Below are 14,262 nucleotides of genomic sequence, written 5' to 3' on the forward strand. Positions count from 1 at the left end.
TCCAAACTCACGTTTTGACCAATGACCTCGGACGCAAGGTGACAAATGCCCGGCAGCGATAGTTAATGAGTCTATGTCTACAAATCCTGATCGACGCCGTGCCGTAGTCATCGAGGATGACGCCGACATCCGCGCGGTGTTGGTCTTGGTGCTCCAGCAGCTGGACTTCGAGGTCACAGAGGCGGCCAACGGGCTTTCCGGCATCGAGGCCGTCAGGAACACGAACGCAGATCTGGTCACCCTGGATCTGAACCTGCCGGACACGGACGGCATAGAGGTCTGCCGGAGGCTCCGGGAATTCTCCGACGCTTACATCATGATGCTCACTGCCCGGGCGGGTGAGATCGACCGGCTCGCGGGCCTGGACACGGGGGCCGACGAATACCTGAACAAGCCCTTCAGCCTGCGGGAGATCCAGTCAAGGATCAGGGCCCTCTTCAGGCGCCCCCGCAGGCCAGCACAGTCAGCCAGCGACGAACTGACCCGCGCTGCGGAGGTGCAGAAGAGCCTTCTGCCCCAGGAGAAAGCACTACTGGATGATTACGACGTCGCAGGAAGCTTCCGTCCGACGCGCAGCGTGGGCGGGGACTTCTACGACTGGTACCAGACGCCGGACGGTCTGCATGTGACGGTCGCCGATGCCATGGGCAAGGGAATGGGCGCCGCCCTGATCGCGGCGACTGTCCGCGCAGTAATGCGCTCGGTCGCAGCCAGGCCGGGAATCGCCGACGCGTTCAGTTCGGCCAGCAGCACCATCGCAGCCGATCTTGACCAGTCCGGATCCTTCGTGACCCTCTTCCACGCACGCCTCCACAGCGCCTCGGGCAAAGTCAGCTATGTTGATGCCGGGCACGGATTGGCGCTGCACCTCCCGGCTGTCGGGGGCGCACGGAGACTGGCGTCGAGCGGGCCGCCCGTGGGGGCCTGGGAGGGACTGCAATGGGCGCCGTCGGACATCTACCTGGCCCCTGGCGACTCATTGGTTGTCGTCAGCGACGGTGTCTTGGACGCCTTCGCCTCGCTGGAGGACTTCACCCGGGACGTGGAACGAGCCGTCCGTGAGCAGCCCACCGTCGACGCTGCATGCGAAGCCGTGCTTCGTCTGGCGCCTGCTGCGACGGCGGAGGACGACGTTACGGCACTCGTGGTCCACCGAAGGCCAAGCGCCGGGGTGAAAGCGGGCGCCGAAGGGTCACTGGTTCGCGCACCGGAGTTGACAGACGTCTAGCGCTTAGTGCCTTGTGCAGGAGTGGGGGAATCTTTGACACAGTTTTGGACACGCATCATCGTGGCGCTAACGGTGCTGCTGGGCGTCAACTACATTGCGTGGCGGTGGATGGCCTCGCTCAACTGGGACGCCTGGTGGATCGCCGTGCCATTGGTGGCAGCCGAGACCTACAGCCTGATCGACGTCATGCTCTTCGGGCTGACAGTGTGGAACCTCAAGCTCCGCAAGCCCCCACCCCGTGCCCCGGACGACGCCACCGTGGACGTCTTCATCACCACCTACGACGAGCCACTTGACCTGGTCATGACCACGGCCCAGGCGGCGAAGAACATCGGCCACCCCCACAGCACGTGGATCCTGGATGACGGCGACCGCGCGGAAATGCGCCAGCTCGCCGAAGCGAACGGGATTGGCTACGTCACCCGCGGAGAGGACTGGGCGAACATGCCGCGGCATGCCAAGGCCGGCAACCTCAACAACGCCCTGATGATCACCCAAGGCGAGTTCCTGCTGATCCTCGACGCCGACCAGGTACCAGAGCCGAAAATCCTGGAGCGAACCCTGGGATACTTCAATAACAGTCGCGTGGCACTTGTCCAGACGCCCCAATACTTCATCAACGTCCCCGACGACGACCCTCTTGGCAGCCAGGCGCCGCTCTTCTATGGCCCGATACAGCAGGGCAAGGACGGCTGGAACGCGGCATTCTTCTGTGGCTCCAATGCGCTCCTGCGCAGGGAGGCCCTCATGCAACTGGGGCTCGTAGGCTACGTCAAGGAGACTGAACGGAACGTCCGCAGGGCCCTGGCCGCGTCCCGCTCCGCACTCAAGAAGGCGCGGCGCTCCGCCGACGCCGGGAATCCCCTCGTGGCGCAGATGCTCGACGACGTGGAAGCCGCCACGGACGAGGGCCGGCGGCAGCTGGACGCTGGGTTCTCCCTGAGCGAGATCACCTACCGGGTTGGCCGCCAGGTGGACCAGGCGGTGCGGACCCTCGTGGAAGCGGATTTCTCTGCCCTCCAGGCCGACCTCGAGGAAATCGCCACGATGGAACTGGCCAGTGTGGGAGAAGCCGGCGTTCCCGTCGTGGCGGGCGACGCTGTCGAGCGCATGTCCGGCCGTGCTTGGTCCCCGCTGGGCGCCCTTGAGTCCGTGCACGCGCTCCTGGACGCCATCTCCGTGGAACGCAACAAGGAGGCCCAGCCCGTCATGCCCCTTGCCACCATCTCTGTCACCGAGGACATGGCGACGGCCATGCGCTTGCACGCCCTCGGCTGGCAGAGCGTTTACCACCACGAGATCCTGGCCTACGGACTGGCCCCCGAGGACCTGAAGACCATGCTGACCCAGCGACTCCGCTGGGCACAGGGGACCATCCAAGTCATGCTTCGCGAAAATCCGCTCGTCCAGCGCGGCCTCTCCTGGGGCCAACGACTCATGTACTTCTCCACCATGTGGAGCTATCTCAGCGGCTTCACGGCCGTGGTGTATTTCGCCGCCCCCATCATTTACCTCGTCTTGGGGATCCTGCCCGTAAGCAGCCTCAGCCCGGACTTCTTCAGCCGCTTCATCCCGTTCATGGTGGCGAACCAGCTACTTTTCCAAGTGGCCGGCCATGGCATCAAAACCTGGCGCGGACAACAGTACAGCCTTGCTCTATTCCCCACTTGGATCAAGGCCTGTACGACGGCGGCCCGCAACGTCTGGTTCGGCCGCCCGCTCGGCTTCGCCGTGACCCCGAAGGCCAGGCAGAGCGGCGGGCCGAGCTGGAGCCTGATCCAGCCTCAGATCACCGTCGCGGCGCTGCTGGTGCTTGCCCTCGTGGTAGGCGTCGCGCGCCTTGCCGCGGGCTTGTCCGAGCCGATAGGTACGCTGGTGAACGTGGGGTGGGTGGTCTTCGATCTCGCAGTCATGAGCATCCTGCTAAGGGCAGCGACGTACAGAGGTTTTGTCCCGGAAGAGAGGAAAGCTGATGCAGTTTAGCTACGAGTTGAAGGACTCCTACGCGGAGGTGAAAGGGGCTGGCCGACTGAATATGGTGTCGGCTCCGAAACTGCGCGAGGTAGTGGCCGAGGTGGTAGCCGGTGGCGCCAGCCGGGTGGTGGTCAACCTGGAAGATACCGTGTTCATGGACTCCTCCGGGCTCGGTGCCCTGATCGGCTGTTTGAAGGCTGCCCGCCAGGCCGGCGGGGACCTCCGCATTTCCGGTGTCCAGGCCCAGGTCAAGATGGTCCTGGAACTGACAAACATGGACCGCGTCCTGACCTCGTACCCCACAGCGGAAGCCGCGTTCGGCGATGACTGACGTCCTCGCCCGCAGAAGCTACCACGGCCCGTCTGACGACATCGCCATCGATGCCGTACACACCGAACTCGATAGCCTGTGGGATGACGCCGCATTCGTTCCCGTCATGGACAGGATGACCTTCACCACCGCGGTGATCGAGGCTGCGGCAAACATCGTGCAGCATGCCCTTCCGGTGGCAGAGGACCCAGTGGAACTAGGGGTGGACATCATCGTCCGGCCTATGCTCCTGCAGGCCCGTGTAAGTGCCTACAACGCACGGGAGCCGTTCGCCTCGGAGATGCGGCCGAGTATGCCGGGTGAGGAATCGGAGTCCGGTCGTGGCCTGGCGCTCATCGAGGCTCTCGTAACAACCGTGACATTCGAGCGCCAGGACGGCACTAACACGTGGGTCCTGACGCGGGACTCCACGCCCGAGTCCTGACGCGAAAGTGCGGGGCTATTGGCGGCCCGACACCTCATGTTGGAATGATGCGGAACAGGAAGCGCGTCCGCACCATGCCCCACAGCAGCGCCAAGATCAACGCGTACGCCAGGGTGTTCACGAGAAGGTTGCCCTCCTGCAGGAACGGAATGTTGGACACAACGGCGATCAAGGCAACGTGCACGATGAAGACGTACAGAGTGGCCTGGCCCAACGGGATGAGGAGCCAGCCCACGGCACGTTCCACGGGCTTCCAGTAAGCCGTCAGCAGCGCAAAGGCCGTCACCACGAGGGCCAGTACGTTCAACAGGCGGCCCGGGCCAAGGAACGTCCGGCCAAAGAACTGGTCGTAGATTGCCCGGTAGCTCGCGTCGGGCAGGACCGCCAGTCGGTAGTCGAGGTCGTTGGAGAGGTAGGGGTTGGCCCACGATCCGATGGCGAACACCGCGGTGATCCCCGAACAGACTGCCACCACCCAGAGATGCTTGGTCAGCCATGCCACGATGCGTCGTCTGTTGCTCCCGGCCACGAGGCCCACGATAAACAGCACCTGCCACACGAGCAGTGGGAACGAATCCTCGAATTGGGAGGGCAGGAGCCGGAACCGGAACACGGAGCCCGCCACGTAGAGGGCAAAGCTGGCGAGGAGTACCCACACCGTCTTGCCGCGGGCCACAGCCAGCAACACCAACGGACTCAGCAGGAGCATCACGACGTAAAGGCCCATCACGTTGAACTGCCAAGGGCCGAACTGCAGCAGCAGGATCGACGGAACCACGGCCGATGGCACCGGGAACTGCAGCAGGCCGCGCATGCCCGCGTAGAGGTCGTACGTGCGGCCCGCCGCGCTGTGGCCTGCCCCTCCGGTTCCCTGGTCCGTAAAGGTCGTCAGGGTGTCCACGTTGAGCTGCGGTACCAGGCTGATGATGAATACCGCAGCCATCACCACCAATGCGATGGCGTACAACTTCCCGGCCCTCTTGGCGGTGCGGTCAACTACGTCACCCAGCTTGTCCTTGGCGCGTGGGCCGTAAACCATGCCCAGGACCAGTCCAGAGAGCAGAACGAAGAGCTCAGCACCGGACACGAACCCGATCGCCTCCTGCGTGAACAGCTGGAACAGCGAGGTCATCCCCAAGTGGTTCACAACGACAAACACGATGGCCAGGCCTCGCAGGAGGTCCACCCGGGAGTCCCGGGAGGAGCCGTCGTCGTATGTCCACCCCCGGATAGCGCCGACGAACCGGGGCAGCAGCCAGAGCCCGCAGGCAGCCAACAGCGTGACGAGCATGGCGAACCACGCCGCCGGGCCGCTCAGTACGTTGCCAGGAGCGGACGAACCGAGCCGTTGTGCCGTTTCCGTGACCGGAGCGGTTGTGAAATTGGAGTCCTTGACCCGGGCGCCCGCCGCCTCCGCGATGTCCGGCTTCCCGCTGATGCGCCAGTCGATGGTGACGTCCCCTGCGCCACGGGTTTGGGTTTTCTCGTTCCAGACGACGGAGCCGATCCTGCTGAACTGGGCAGAGGAGATGGTGCTGAGAATCTGGCTCCACCAGGACGATTTGATGTCCGTCTCCGAGGGACCGCCCGCCGTGGGGCCGTAGTATGCAGCGGTCTGGAGGAGCAGCGGCTTCCCCCGTCCGGAGGCGTACACGGAGTAGAAATCCGCGTGGGAATTTCCTGCGCCGGATTGGCCGGCATTGACCGAAGCCCCGGTCAGCATCCCCGCCAGTTCGCCTGGGCGCGGCAAGGAGTTCATGGCCGCCCCACCGCCGGTGTCATCGTGGTAGGCCGAGAGTCCAACCCAGTCCACCACGTCATCACCCGGGTAGAACGGTGCGTAAGGATCGTCGGCAGCGTCCCAGACGCCGTCGTGGTTTGTGTCCAACGCAGAGAAGTCCACGGTGCCGGGGGCCGGGGCGTTCCTGTTCTTCGTGAACGGGTAGTCCTTGCCAGCGAACGGCTGCCACACCATCAGTGCCCGGCCCTGCGCCGTGTTGCCCTGTGCCGCAAAGGCGGCCGCCACTGCACGGAACGCCCGGACATAAGTGCGCGGCTGCTGTCCCCAATCCGCCCAGCCGGTGTTCATATCCGGTGCGAAACTGATGAAGATCCGGCCAGGGAACCGGTCCGAGAGCTGTTTGATCTGTGCTGCGAAGTCCGCGGCCCGGTCCGCAGTCAGCTCCGCCAGAGGCAGCGCGGGCCGGACGTTGAGCAACGCATGAGAGCCTGTCTGGGCGCTTTGCGAGAGGAACTGCCGCACGTACGTTTTCTCGCCGTCCGTGATTGGGATGGACACATCGTGTGCGAACAGGGCGGGTGTTGCCTTTAGCCTGTCGGCGAAACTTGCCGCATCGTCTTGGCTCCAATCCAGGGCTGCACCCAGATAGGGCCGTCCCGCGCCGGGATCCGCCGTCGCGGACCCGGCACCGTCTGCTGACCAAGCAGCGGCCAGTGGGCCCGCACCCAACAAGACAGCACAAAGCACTAGTCCGATCACAAACCGGAGCAGGCGCTTGGGTTCCCTTTGGCGTCGCCTCGGCACTCCGGTGCTGGTCATGCGGTCCTCCCCCACGTGCCGGACCGTGGCCTCTCGCCATGCCCCACGCTGAGAAGCTTAGCCGAGGATTTTCCAGCGTTTCCGTGGGTCGAGGATCAGGCTTTCGCGATCGCTTCTTCCAGCGCGCCAAGGACGAGCTTCACGGATGCCCTGTTGGCATTCGGACCCATCATGCCGATCCGCCAAACGGTCGACGTAAACGCACCCGCCCCGGAGCCGATTTCCATACTGAAGTTCTCCAGAAGGTAAGCGCGGACGGCGGCCGAGTCCACGCCGTCGGGCACTTTGACCGTGGTGAGGCTCGGCAATCGCGAGCCCTCCGCGGCAAACAGCTCAAGCCGCATCGCTTCAAGGCCATCCCGCAACTCGGCCCCGGCTGCACGGTGCCGCTCTTGAACAGCCGCGAGCCCCTCGGCCAGAATGCGGTCCAGTCCGGCCTCGAGCCCGGCGATCATGGTCACCGGGGCCGTATGGTGATACGTCCGGCTGCCACTCGCCGCGCCAACATACCCACCCAGAAGACCGATATCCAGGTACCACGAACGTGGCTCCTTGACGCGGCGCTCGAAAGCGCGCTCGGACACTGTGAACGGGGACAAGCCAGGGGGCGCTCCCAAACACTTCTGTGTCCCGGCGTACCCGACGTCGATCCCCCAGTCGTCAGCCAGGAGTTCCAGCCCGCCGATGGACGTCACCGCGTCCACGATCAATAGCGCGTCGCCCTTGCCGGCACCCAGGGGCGCGACGTCGGACAGGACACCCGTGGAGGTTTCAGCATGGACGGCGGCAATCACCTTGGGATGCGGGTGGGCGGCGAGGACCCGCTCCGTATCCACGGGCTGGCCCCACTCGTGATCGACGCGTACCACCGTGGCGCCGCAACGCCGGGCAACCTCACACATGCGCTCCCCGAAAAGCCCGTTGACGGCAATTACTGCGACGTCGCCGTCGGACACTGTATTAACAAAGGCGGCCTCCATGCCGCCGGAACCAGTGGCACTCAACGGCAGGGTGCGGGCATTCCGGGTCCCCCACACCGTCCGAAGCCCAGCACATGTCCGGTCAAGGCGCTCGATGAACACGGGATCCAGGTGCCCGATCACCGGATAGGCCAACGCGGCAGTCACTTCCGGATAGCAATTGCTCGGCCCCGGTCCGAAGAGATACCGGGAAGTCAGGACTTCTGGCATGGCGGAACTCCTTTGGCTCGTTGCTGACATTGTCCACCAGACGGCAAAGGTGAGCGAGCGTTTCAGGAAACACCAGCAAAGGTGAGCGAGCGTTTCGGGAAACACCACCAAAGGTGAGCGAGCGTTTCGGTAGAACCCACCAAAGGTGAGCGAGCGTTTCGGCAGAACCCCCCAAAGGTGAGCGAGCGTTTCAGGGCGGGTCGGGAGGACCGGGGTGCGGTATTCTCTTGACACCACGGCAGTCATTGGATTCACTATTACGTATGCTGAAATAACAGTTCCATGATGTGGAAGGCCTGAAGTGCGGAGACGCACAGGTCCATCCGGCAGGAATCGCCGGAGTTCCGCATAGCCAACACCATGGATGCCAGCACTCGCACGAGGAATGAACAAGCATGCAGCTTGAAGTATTCAACAGCGTGGACCGTGCGGACGCCATCGACGTCCTCCGCCCATGCCTCGACATCCAGCGTTGGGTGGAGCGCGTCGCAGATGCGCGCCCCTTCAGCGGCTTGGACTCCTTGCTCGATTTCGCCCGGGAAACCGCCGAGCCCTTCACCTCGGACGAAGTGGCAGCCGCGATGGCCCACCACCCGCGGATCGGCGAACGGCCCAAGGCCCAGACCACCGAAGCCGCGATGTCCCGCTCCGAACAGGCCGGCGTCGACCCCGGCGATGACGGCGTCGCCACCGCTTTGGCCGAAGGCAACCGTGAGTACGAGGCCAAGTTCGGCCGCGTCTTCCTGATCCGTGCCGCGGGCCGGACAGCCAGCGAAATCCTGGCCTCCCTCCACGAGCGCCTGAGCCACACAGCTGAAGAAGAAGACGTCATCGTGGCCGGACAGTTGCGCGAAATCGGGTTGCTGCGCCTGGCCGGCGTGATCAACGAAGCCAGCGTCAGCAGCGAAGGAGTGCCCAACAAATGAGCGTTTCCCAGATAACCACCCACATCCTGGACACCGGCTCCGGGCGCCCGGCGGCCGGCGTCGCCGTCGTTCTCTCAGTGCGCGACGGCGACAACTGGAAGCACGTAGCCAGCGGCACCACCGATGCGGACGGCCGGATCAAGGACCTGGGTCCCGAGAGGGTCGACGGCGGCAGTTACCGCCTCAACTTCGCGACCGGTCCGTATTACAAGGCGCAGGGCGTGGACACCTTTTTCCCGGAAGTGGACTTGAGCTTCACGGTGTCCGACGCCGGCGAGCACTACCACGTGCCGCTCCTGCTCAGCCCCTTCGCGTTCTCCACGTACCGGGGAAGCTAGTTCTACCCATCGATTGCTCCATAGCTGTCGTTTTGGGGTCCCAAAAGGACCGTTACTGGGCCCACGCCGGCGAGGGCCCCGGCCTGAGCTTGCGAAGGCTGGGAGCCGGTGGGGAGCAATCGATGGAAGTGGAAGCTCCCGCTAGTCGATCGGGGTGACGTAGGCTCCCGAGATACCTCCGTCAACCATAAAGGTCGAAGCGGTAATGAACGAGGCGTCATCGCTTGCCAGGAAGGCGACCGCAGCGGCCAGTTCCTCGGGCTCGGCGAAACGGCCCAAGGGCACGTGGACCAAGCGGCGTGCGGCCCGCTCCGGATCGGAGGCGAAAAGTTCCTTCAGCAACGGAGTGTTCACGGGTCCGGGGCACAGTGCGTTGATTCGCACACCCTTGCGCGCGAATTCGACGCCCAGCTCGCGGGTCATCGCCAGCACGCCGCCCTTGGAAGCGCTGTAGGAGATCTGCGAAGTTGCCGCACCCATCACGGCCACGAAGGACGCGGTGTTGATGATCGAGCCCTTGCCCTGCTCCAGCATGTACGGAAGCGCGTATTTACAGCAGTAGTAGACGCTCGTCAGATTTACCTCCTGGACCCGGCGCCAGGCGTCGATCCCGGTGTCGAGGATGGACGCATCGTCCGGCGGCGAAATACCCGCGTTGTTGAACGCGATATCCACGCTGCCATAGTGGCTCTTGGCGGCGGCGAAGAGGTTGATGACTTCCTGCTCGTCTGTGACGTTGACCTTCACGAAGATGCCATCGACGGCGGCCGCGGCTGCTTCTCCGGCTGCCGGATCGATATCGGCGATGACCACATTGGCACCCTCCGAGGCGAAACGCTTTGCCGTGGCCAAGCCGATCCCGCTGCCGCCGCCGGTGATGACGGCAGTGCGGTCCTTGAGTCGGTTTGAAATGAATTCGGTCATGGTGATCTCTCCTTGAATGATGGGGCTTCCAAAGTTGGTGGGTTCAGTGCGCGATGAAGACGTTCTTCACTTCGCTGAAGGAATCGAGCGCGTCAGGACCAAGTTCGCGGCCCAGGCCCGATTGCTTGAAGCCGCCGAACGGCGTCGAATAGCGGACTGAAGAGTGGGAGTTCACAGAGAGGTTCCCGGCATCCACGCCGCGGGCCACGCGCAAGGCCCGGCCAATGTCTTGGGTCCAGATGGATCCGGAGAGCCCATATTCGGTGTCATTGGCAATCCGTACGGCGTCCGCCTCGTCGCTGAAGGGTACGACGACGACGACGGGTCCGAAGATCTCCTCACGCACCGCCGGGTCGTCGAAGGAGTCCGGAGCCAGGACTGTGGGCGGGAACCAAAATCCCGGCCCTTCGGGCACCTCGCCTTGGAAGGCTATGGGCGCTCCCGAGGGCACGAAGCCCGCGACGGTTTCCCGTTGCCGGGCGGAGATCAACGGGCCCATGACGGTACTTTCATCCGCCGGGTCGCCAACTTTGACAGCCCGGACGGCGGGTTCCAAGAGCTCCAAGAAGCTGTCGTAGGCCGATTTTTCCACCAAGATCCGGGACCTGGCACAGCAGTCCTGGCCAGCGTTGTCGAAAGCGCCACCGGGAGCGGCCGCAGCAGCGGCCTGAAGGTCGGCGTCGGCGAACACAATGTTCGCGCTCTTGCCACCCAACTCGAGCGTCACGCGCTTCACTTGATCAGCGCAACCGGCCATGATCTGCTTGCCGACCCCGGTAGACCCGGTAAAGACGACCTTTCGCACCGCGGGGTGGGTGACGAAGCGCGCCCCTACCACGGAGCCCTTCCCCGGGATGATGGTCAGCACGCCGTCGGGCAGGCCGGCTTCGCGCGCCAGCTCACACAGCCTCATCGCCGTAAGCGGCGTAAGTTCGGCAGGCTTGAGTACCACCGTGTTGCCTGCCGCGAGCGCCGGAGCGAAGCCCCAAGCCGCGATCGGCATGGGAAAGTTCCACGGCACAATAATGCCGACCACGCCCAGTGGCTCGTGGAACGTCACATCGAGGCCTCCGGCAACAGGTATTTGCCGCCCGAAATGCCGCTCGGGAGCCGCCGAATAGTAGCTGATGACATCGCGCGCATTGCCCGCTTCCCAGCGGGCGTTGCCGATCGTATGTCCCGCATTGCGGACTTCCAGTTGTGCGAGGTTCTCCAGATCGGCGTCGACGGCGGCCGCGAACCGGCGCAAGAGCAGTGCACGGTCCGACGGCGACACCTTCCGCCAGGTCTCAAAGGCGCCAGCCGCGCGGGCAATCAGTGCGTCGGTCTCGGCGAGGGATGCCAGTTCAACGGTTTGAAGGAATTCTTCGGTGGCCGGATTGATGATGTCAAAAGTCGTGGCACTCACGCCCAGCTCTTTTCTGTCGGTTTGAATTCCGTTGATGGGTCGAGGCGCCCAGCGTAGGGTTCGCCGTCCCGGTACCTTCGGGCGGCCTCAATGAATCCTTCAAAAAGGCGCATGTCGGAAGGGTTTTGTTCCGGGTGAAATTGAACGCCGAGCGCCCAGCTTCCCTGGGTGGACTCGACAGCCTCAATCGTGCCGTCTGTCGCGTACGCCGTGACGCAAAGACCTTCAGCCACCCGGTCCAGAATCTGGTGGTGGTAGACCGGCGCCGATGCCTTTTCGCCCAGTAGCTCCGCGCTGATGCTCCCCGGCCGGGTAGCGAACTCAACCTCGCCATGGACCCCTGGCGCGGGTTGGTAATTCGCCTCGGGCAGCACGTCCGGCACGTGCTGGATGAGGTTTCCGCCCAGGGCCACATTCAGGATTTGCGCACCGCGGCAGATCGCGAAGAGCGGTACACCCTTCTCCAGCGCGGCCAGGGTCAAGGCGATGTCGTGCTCGTCCCGGGCGGGCTGGCTGCGAGTGCTCGGGTGAGGCTCGGCGTCGTAATTACCGGGATCGACGTCGGCGCCTCCCACCACGATCAGGCCATCCACGAGGTCAAGAACGGAGGTGTCCGTGCCGATGGGCGGCAAAAGAAGGGGCGTGCCGCCCGCCGCTACGACGGCCTCCAAATATGTTGCCGGCAGCACCGCTGCCTGCGCGTCCCAAACCCCCCATTTCGCGTCCTGCAGGTAGGTGGTCAAGGCGATGCGAGGCGGCCTCGGGGTTGAATCCGGAGCCGCGGCCGGCGTCTGATTCTGAGTCATTGCCTACAGCCTTTCAAAACCGCGGCGAAGCTCCCAGTCCGTGATGGCGGACTCAAAAGCTGCCAGTTCGACGTCGGCGTAGTTCACATAGTGCCGCACCACTTCCTCACCGAAGACTTCCTTGGCGATCACGGAGTTGGCGAACAGATCCCTCGCTTCCCGCAACGTGGTCGGCACGGTGGGAGCGCCCGAAGTGTAGGCGTTACCAATGGTGGCGGGTTCGAGTTCGAGCTCATTTTCGATGCCGTAAAGCCCGCCGGCAAGCATGGCCGACAATGCCAGGTACGGGTTGACGTCGCCACCGGGCAGCCGGTTTTCCAGCCGCGCGCTTTGGCCATGACCCACCAGCCGCACCGAACAGGTGCGGTTATCGAGGCCCCAGGCCACCGCCGTCGGAGCGAACGAGCCTTTGACGAACCGCTTGTAGGAGTTGATGTTGGGAGCGTAGAAGAGCGTGAATTCCCGCATCGTGGCAAGCACTCCGGCTATGAAGTGATCATAGGTTTTGGTGCGGGCCCCGCTTGCCTTGTCCCAGAAGACTAGTTCGTCGTCGAGTCCGCGAAGGGACAGGTGGATGTGGCAGGAATTGCCCTCGCGCTCGTTGGGCTTGGCCATGAAGGTCATGGATTGGCCCATGTCGTGGGCGATGTCCTTGGCCGCGGTCTTGTAGACGGAATGGTTGTCCGCCGTGGTGACCACTTCGTCGTACTTGAACGCGATCTCGTGTTGGCCGAAGTTGCATTCACCTTTGGCGGATTCCACGGTCATGCCGGCCGCGTACATCTCGTTCCGGATCCGGCGAAGCAGGGGTTCCACGCGACCGGATCCAAGGAGCGAGTAGTCAACGTTGTATTGGTTGGCAGGGCTGAGGTGCTTGTAGTCCAGGTCCCATGCTTGCTCGTAGGAGTCGTTGTAGACCACAAACTCAAGCTCGGTTCCGGCAAGTGCCTTCCAACCGCGTTCGGCCGCCTTGGCCGCCTGGCGCTTGAGCATCGCGCGGGGCGAAACAGAGACCGGAGTGCCGTCGGTCATGGACAAATCGCACTGGATCAGCGCACTCCCTTCGCGGTAGGGAAGGATGCGGATGGTGTCCAAATCCATGTCGAAGAGCATGTCCCCATAGCCCTTTTCCCACGAGGAAATGTCATAGCCGTCCACAGTGTTCATTTCCGTGTCAACGGCGAGGAGGTAATTGCAGCCCTCGGTGCCATGTTCCAGGACGGAATCCAGGAAGAATTGCGCGTGGAGGAGCTTGCCCTGCAGCCTGCCCTGCATGTCGGTGAAGCCGAGAATCACGGTGTCTATGGCGCCGTCGCCAATCTGCGCTTTGAGTTGCTCAACGGTGAGCATACGGTCATTGCGAGGGTGAACGGTGTTCGAAATGTCGTTCATGGTGCTGCTCATTTCAGTAGTCCCTTGAGTAGTGCGGCAGTGGACTCGCAATGCAATTCCATGACGCTTCGGGCCGCTGCAGGCTCGCCGTCGAGGATGGCCTGCACTATCAATCGATGTTCTTGGTTTGAATGTTCGATGTTCCGTTGCAGAAAGGGGATTTCCGCCAGGAATTCGTGGATCTTTGTCTGGATGGTGGTGCTGGCTTTATTGAGTTCCGACGACCCCGCAACAGCGGAGAATGCCAGGTGGAGGCGGGCATCTGCTTGCCTGTATTCCACCGGTGAACCCGCGTTTTCAACCTCAGCCAGGGAATCAGTGAGAAGCCGGCGCTGATCCTCGCTCAACCGCAGCGAGGCCGCCCGCTGGCAGGCTCCGGGTTCAATCACCGAACGGAAGATGAGGATGTCGCTGATTTCCTCCTGCCGGTCCTTGTTGCCGAGACGCTCCGGCGGCCGGGCGTTGCCGACCGGCTCCACGATGGTTCCGCCGCCCCTCCCCCGGACGGTGGTGACGAAGCCGGCGGCGCGCAATGCGCTGATCGCTTCGCGCAGCGTGGCCCGGGAGACCTGCATGCGCTCGGCCAGGTCGCGCTCAGGGGGTAGGCGCTCGCCGGTTTTGAAGATCCCCAACTGAATTGCCGATCCCAAGTGCTCGACGCACGACTCGAAGGCCATGTGTCCACGCACGGGAAGCAAGACCGTCTCCAGTAGGGGGGATTCAATCGGTTCAACGAGGAACATGGCGACCTTCCTGGCGGG

The 14,262-nt window shown here is 63.6% G+C and carries 13 protein-coding genes; 6 read left to right on the forward strand and 7 right to left on the reverse strand.

The window, feature by feature from the left end:
- Positions 1-73: 73 nt before the first annotated feature.
- From NFJ07_RS14815 to NFJ07_RS14830, 4 genes are read left to right on the forward strand one after another with little or no spacing between them, the layout of a single operon-like run.
- Positions 74-1,228, forward strand: coding sequence for a PP2C family protein-serine/threonine phosphatase (locus NFJ07_RS14815; RefSeq protein ID WP_269995432.1), 1,155 nt, complete (start codon positions 74-76; stop codon positions 1,226-1,228).
- Positions 1,229-1,261: 33 nt separating this feature from the next.
- A complete protein-coding gene (locus NFJ07_RS14820; protein WP_269995433.1) occupies positions 1,262-3,211 on the forward strand; it encodes a glycosyltransferase family 2 protein in 1,950 nt (649 codons plus the stop codon).
- Positions 3,201-3,533: an STAS domain-containing protein gene (locus tag NFJ07_RS14825; protein WP_269995435.1), complete on the forward strand. Its 333-nt coding sequence runs from the start codon at positions 3,201-3,203 to the stop codon at positions 3,531-3,533. Before NFJ07_RS14820 ends, NFJ07_RS14825 begins: the two co-directional genes overlap by 11 nt.
- Positions 3,526-3,957 carry an ATP-binding protein gene (locus NFJ07_RS14830; protein ID WP_269995437.1) on the forward strand — a complete coding sequence of 144 codons (432 nt, stop codon included), beginning with the start codon at positions 3,526-3,528 and terminating at the stop codon, positions 3,955-3,957. The genes NFJ07_RS14825 and NFJ07_RS14830 overlap by 8 nt, the downstream gene beginning before the upstream one ends.
- 34 nt (positions 3,958-3,991) lie before the next feature.
- On the opposite strand, the gene opgC is transcribed toward NFJ07_RS14830, so the two are convergent.
- Entirely contained in the window at positions 3,992-6,517 is a 2,526-nt protein-coding gene (gene opgC / locus NFJ07_RS14835; RefSeq protein WP_269995439.1) for an OpgC domain-containing protein, read from the reverse strand.
- A gap of 95 nt (positions 6,518-6,612) precedes the next feature.
- Complete coding sequence (locus NFJ07_RS14840) at positions 6,613-7,707, reverse strand: pyridoxal-phosphate-dependent aminotransferase family protein (protein ID WP_269995440.1); 1,095 nt, start codon at positions 7,705-7,707, stop codon at positions 6,613-6,615.
- A 395-nt stretch (positions 7,708-8,102) separates the two neighbouring features.
- Between NFJ07_RS14840 and uraD the strand changes: the two genes are divergently transcribed.
- Entirely contained in the window at positions 8,103-8,633 is a 531-nt protein-coding gene (gene uraD, locus NFJ07_RS14845; RefSeq protein WP_269995441.1) for a 2-oxo-4-hydroxy-4-carboxy-5-ureidoimidazoline decarboxylase, read from the forward strand.
- The gene (gene uraH, locus NFJ07_RS14850; RefSeq protein ID WP_234754367.1) at positions 8,630-8,971 is read left to right on the forward strand and encodes a hydroxyisourate hydrolase; all 342 of its coding nucleotides are present in this window, start codon (positions 8,630-8,632) and stop codon (positions 8,969-8,971) included. The genes uraD and uraH overlap by 4 nt, the downstream gene beginning before the upstream one ends.
- A 141-nt stretch (positions 8,972-9,112) precedes the next feature.
- Here uraH and NFJ07_RS14855 read toward each other — a convergent pair whose 3' ends face one another.
- From NFJ07_RS14855 to NFJ07_RS14875, 5 genes are read right to left on the reverse strand one after another with little or no spacing between them, the layout of a single operon-like run.
- Positions 9,113-9,895 carry a 3-oxoacyl-ACP reductase gene (locus NFJ07_RS14855; RefSeq protein WP_269995443.1) on the reverse strand — a complete coding sequence of 261 codons (783 nt, stop codon included), beginning with the start codon at positions 9,893-9,895 and terminating at the stop codon, positions 9,113-9,115.
- Between the two features lie 43 nt (positions 9,896-9,938).
- Positions 9,939-11,303: an aldehyde dehydrogenase family protein gene (locus NFJ07_RS14860; protein ID WP_269995445.1), complete on the reverse strand. Its 1,365-nt coding sequence runs from the start codon at positions 11,301-11,303 to the stop codon at positions 9,939-9,941.
- Complete coding sequence (locus tag NFJ07_RS14865) at positions 11,300-12,109, reverse strand: gamma-glutamyl-gamma-aminobutyrate hydrolase family protein (protein WP_269995447.1); 810 nt, start codon at positions 12,107-12,109, stop codon at positions 11,300-11,302. The genes NFJ07_RS14860 and NFJ07_RS14865 overlap by 4 nt, the downstream gene beginning before the upstream one ends.
- Positions 12,110-12,112: 3 nt before the next feature.
- Positions 12,113-13,513 (reverse strand): glutamine synthetase family protein, encoded by a 1,401-nt coding sequence (locus tag NFJ07_RS14870; protein ID WP_269995449.1) that lies wholly within the window; start codon positions 13,511-13,513, stop codon positions 12,113-12,115.
- The gene (locus tag NFJ07_RS14875; protein WP_269995450.1) at positions 13,510-14,244 is read right to left on the reverse strand and encodes a FadR/GntR family transcriptional regulator; all 735 of its coding nucleotides are present in this window, start codon (positions 14,242-14,244) and stop codon (positions 13,510-13,512) included. Before NFJ07_RS14875 ends, NFJ07_RS14870 begins: the two co-directional genes overlap by 4 nt.
- Positions 14,245-14,262 lie beyond the last annotated feature (18 nt).

Origin of the sequence: Arthrobacter sp. B2a2-09, assembly GCF_027587375.1 — a bacterium.
Lineage (GTDB): Bacteria > Actinomycetota > Actinomycetes > Actinomycetales > Micrococcaceae > Arthrobacter.

Bases quoted from the DNA above. Each gene is read 5' to 3' on its own strand.
- NFJ07_RS14815 (WP_269995432.1), top strand. From the start codon at position 74: ATGTCTACAAATCCTGATCGACGCCGTGCCGTAGTCATCGAGGATGAC.
- NFJ07_RS14825 (WP_269995435.1), top strand. From the start codon at position 3,201: ATGCAGTTTAGCTACGAGTTGAAGGACTCCTACGCGGAGGTGAAAGGG.
- NFJ07_RS14830 (WP_269995437.1), top strand. From the start codon at position 3,526: ATGACTGACGTCCTCGCCCGCAGAAGCTACCACGGCCCGTCTGACGAC.
- opgC (WP_269995439.1), bottom strand. From the start codon at position 6,517: ATGACCAGCACCGGAGTGCCGAGGCGACGCCAAAGGGAACCCAAGCGC.
- NFJ07_RS14840 (WP_269995440.1), bottom strand. From the start codon at position 7,707: ATGCCAGAAGTCCTGACTTCCCGGTATCTCTTCGGACCGGGGCCGAGC.
- uraD (WP_269995441.1), top strand. From the start codon at position 8,103: ATGCAGCTTGAAGTATTCAACAGCGTGGACCGTGCGGACGCCATCGAC.
- uraH (WP_234754367.1), top strand. From the start codon at position 8,630: ATGAGCGTTTCCCAGATAACCACCCACATCCTGGACACCGGCTCCGGG.
- NFJ07_RS14855 (WP_269995443.1), bottom strand. From the start codon at position 9,895: ATGACCGAATTCATTTCAAACCGACTCAAGGACCGCACTGCCGTCATC.
- NFJ07_RS14865 (WP_269995447.1), bottom strand. From the start codon at position 12,109: ATGACTCAGAATCAGACGCCGGCCGCGGCTCCGGATTCAACCCCGAGG.
- NFJ07_RS14870 (WP_269995449.1), bottom strand. From the start codon at position 13,513: ATGAGCAGCACCATGAACGACATTTCGAACACCGTTCACCCTCGCAAT.
- NFJ07_RS14875 (WP_269995450.1), bottom strand. From the start codon at position 14,244: ATGTTCCTCGTTGAACCGATTGAATCCCCCCTACTGGAGACGGTCTTG.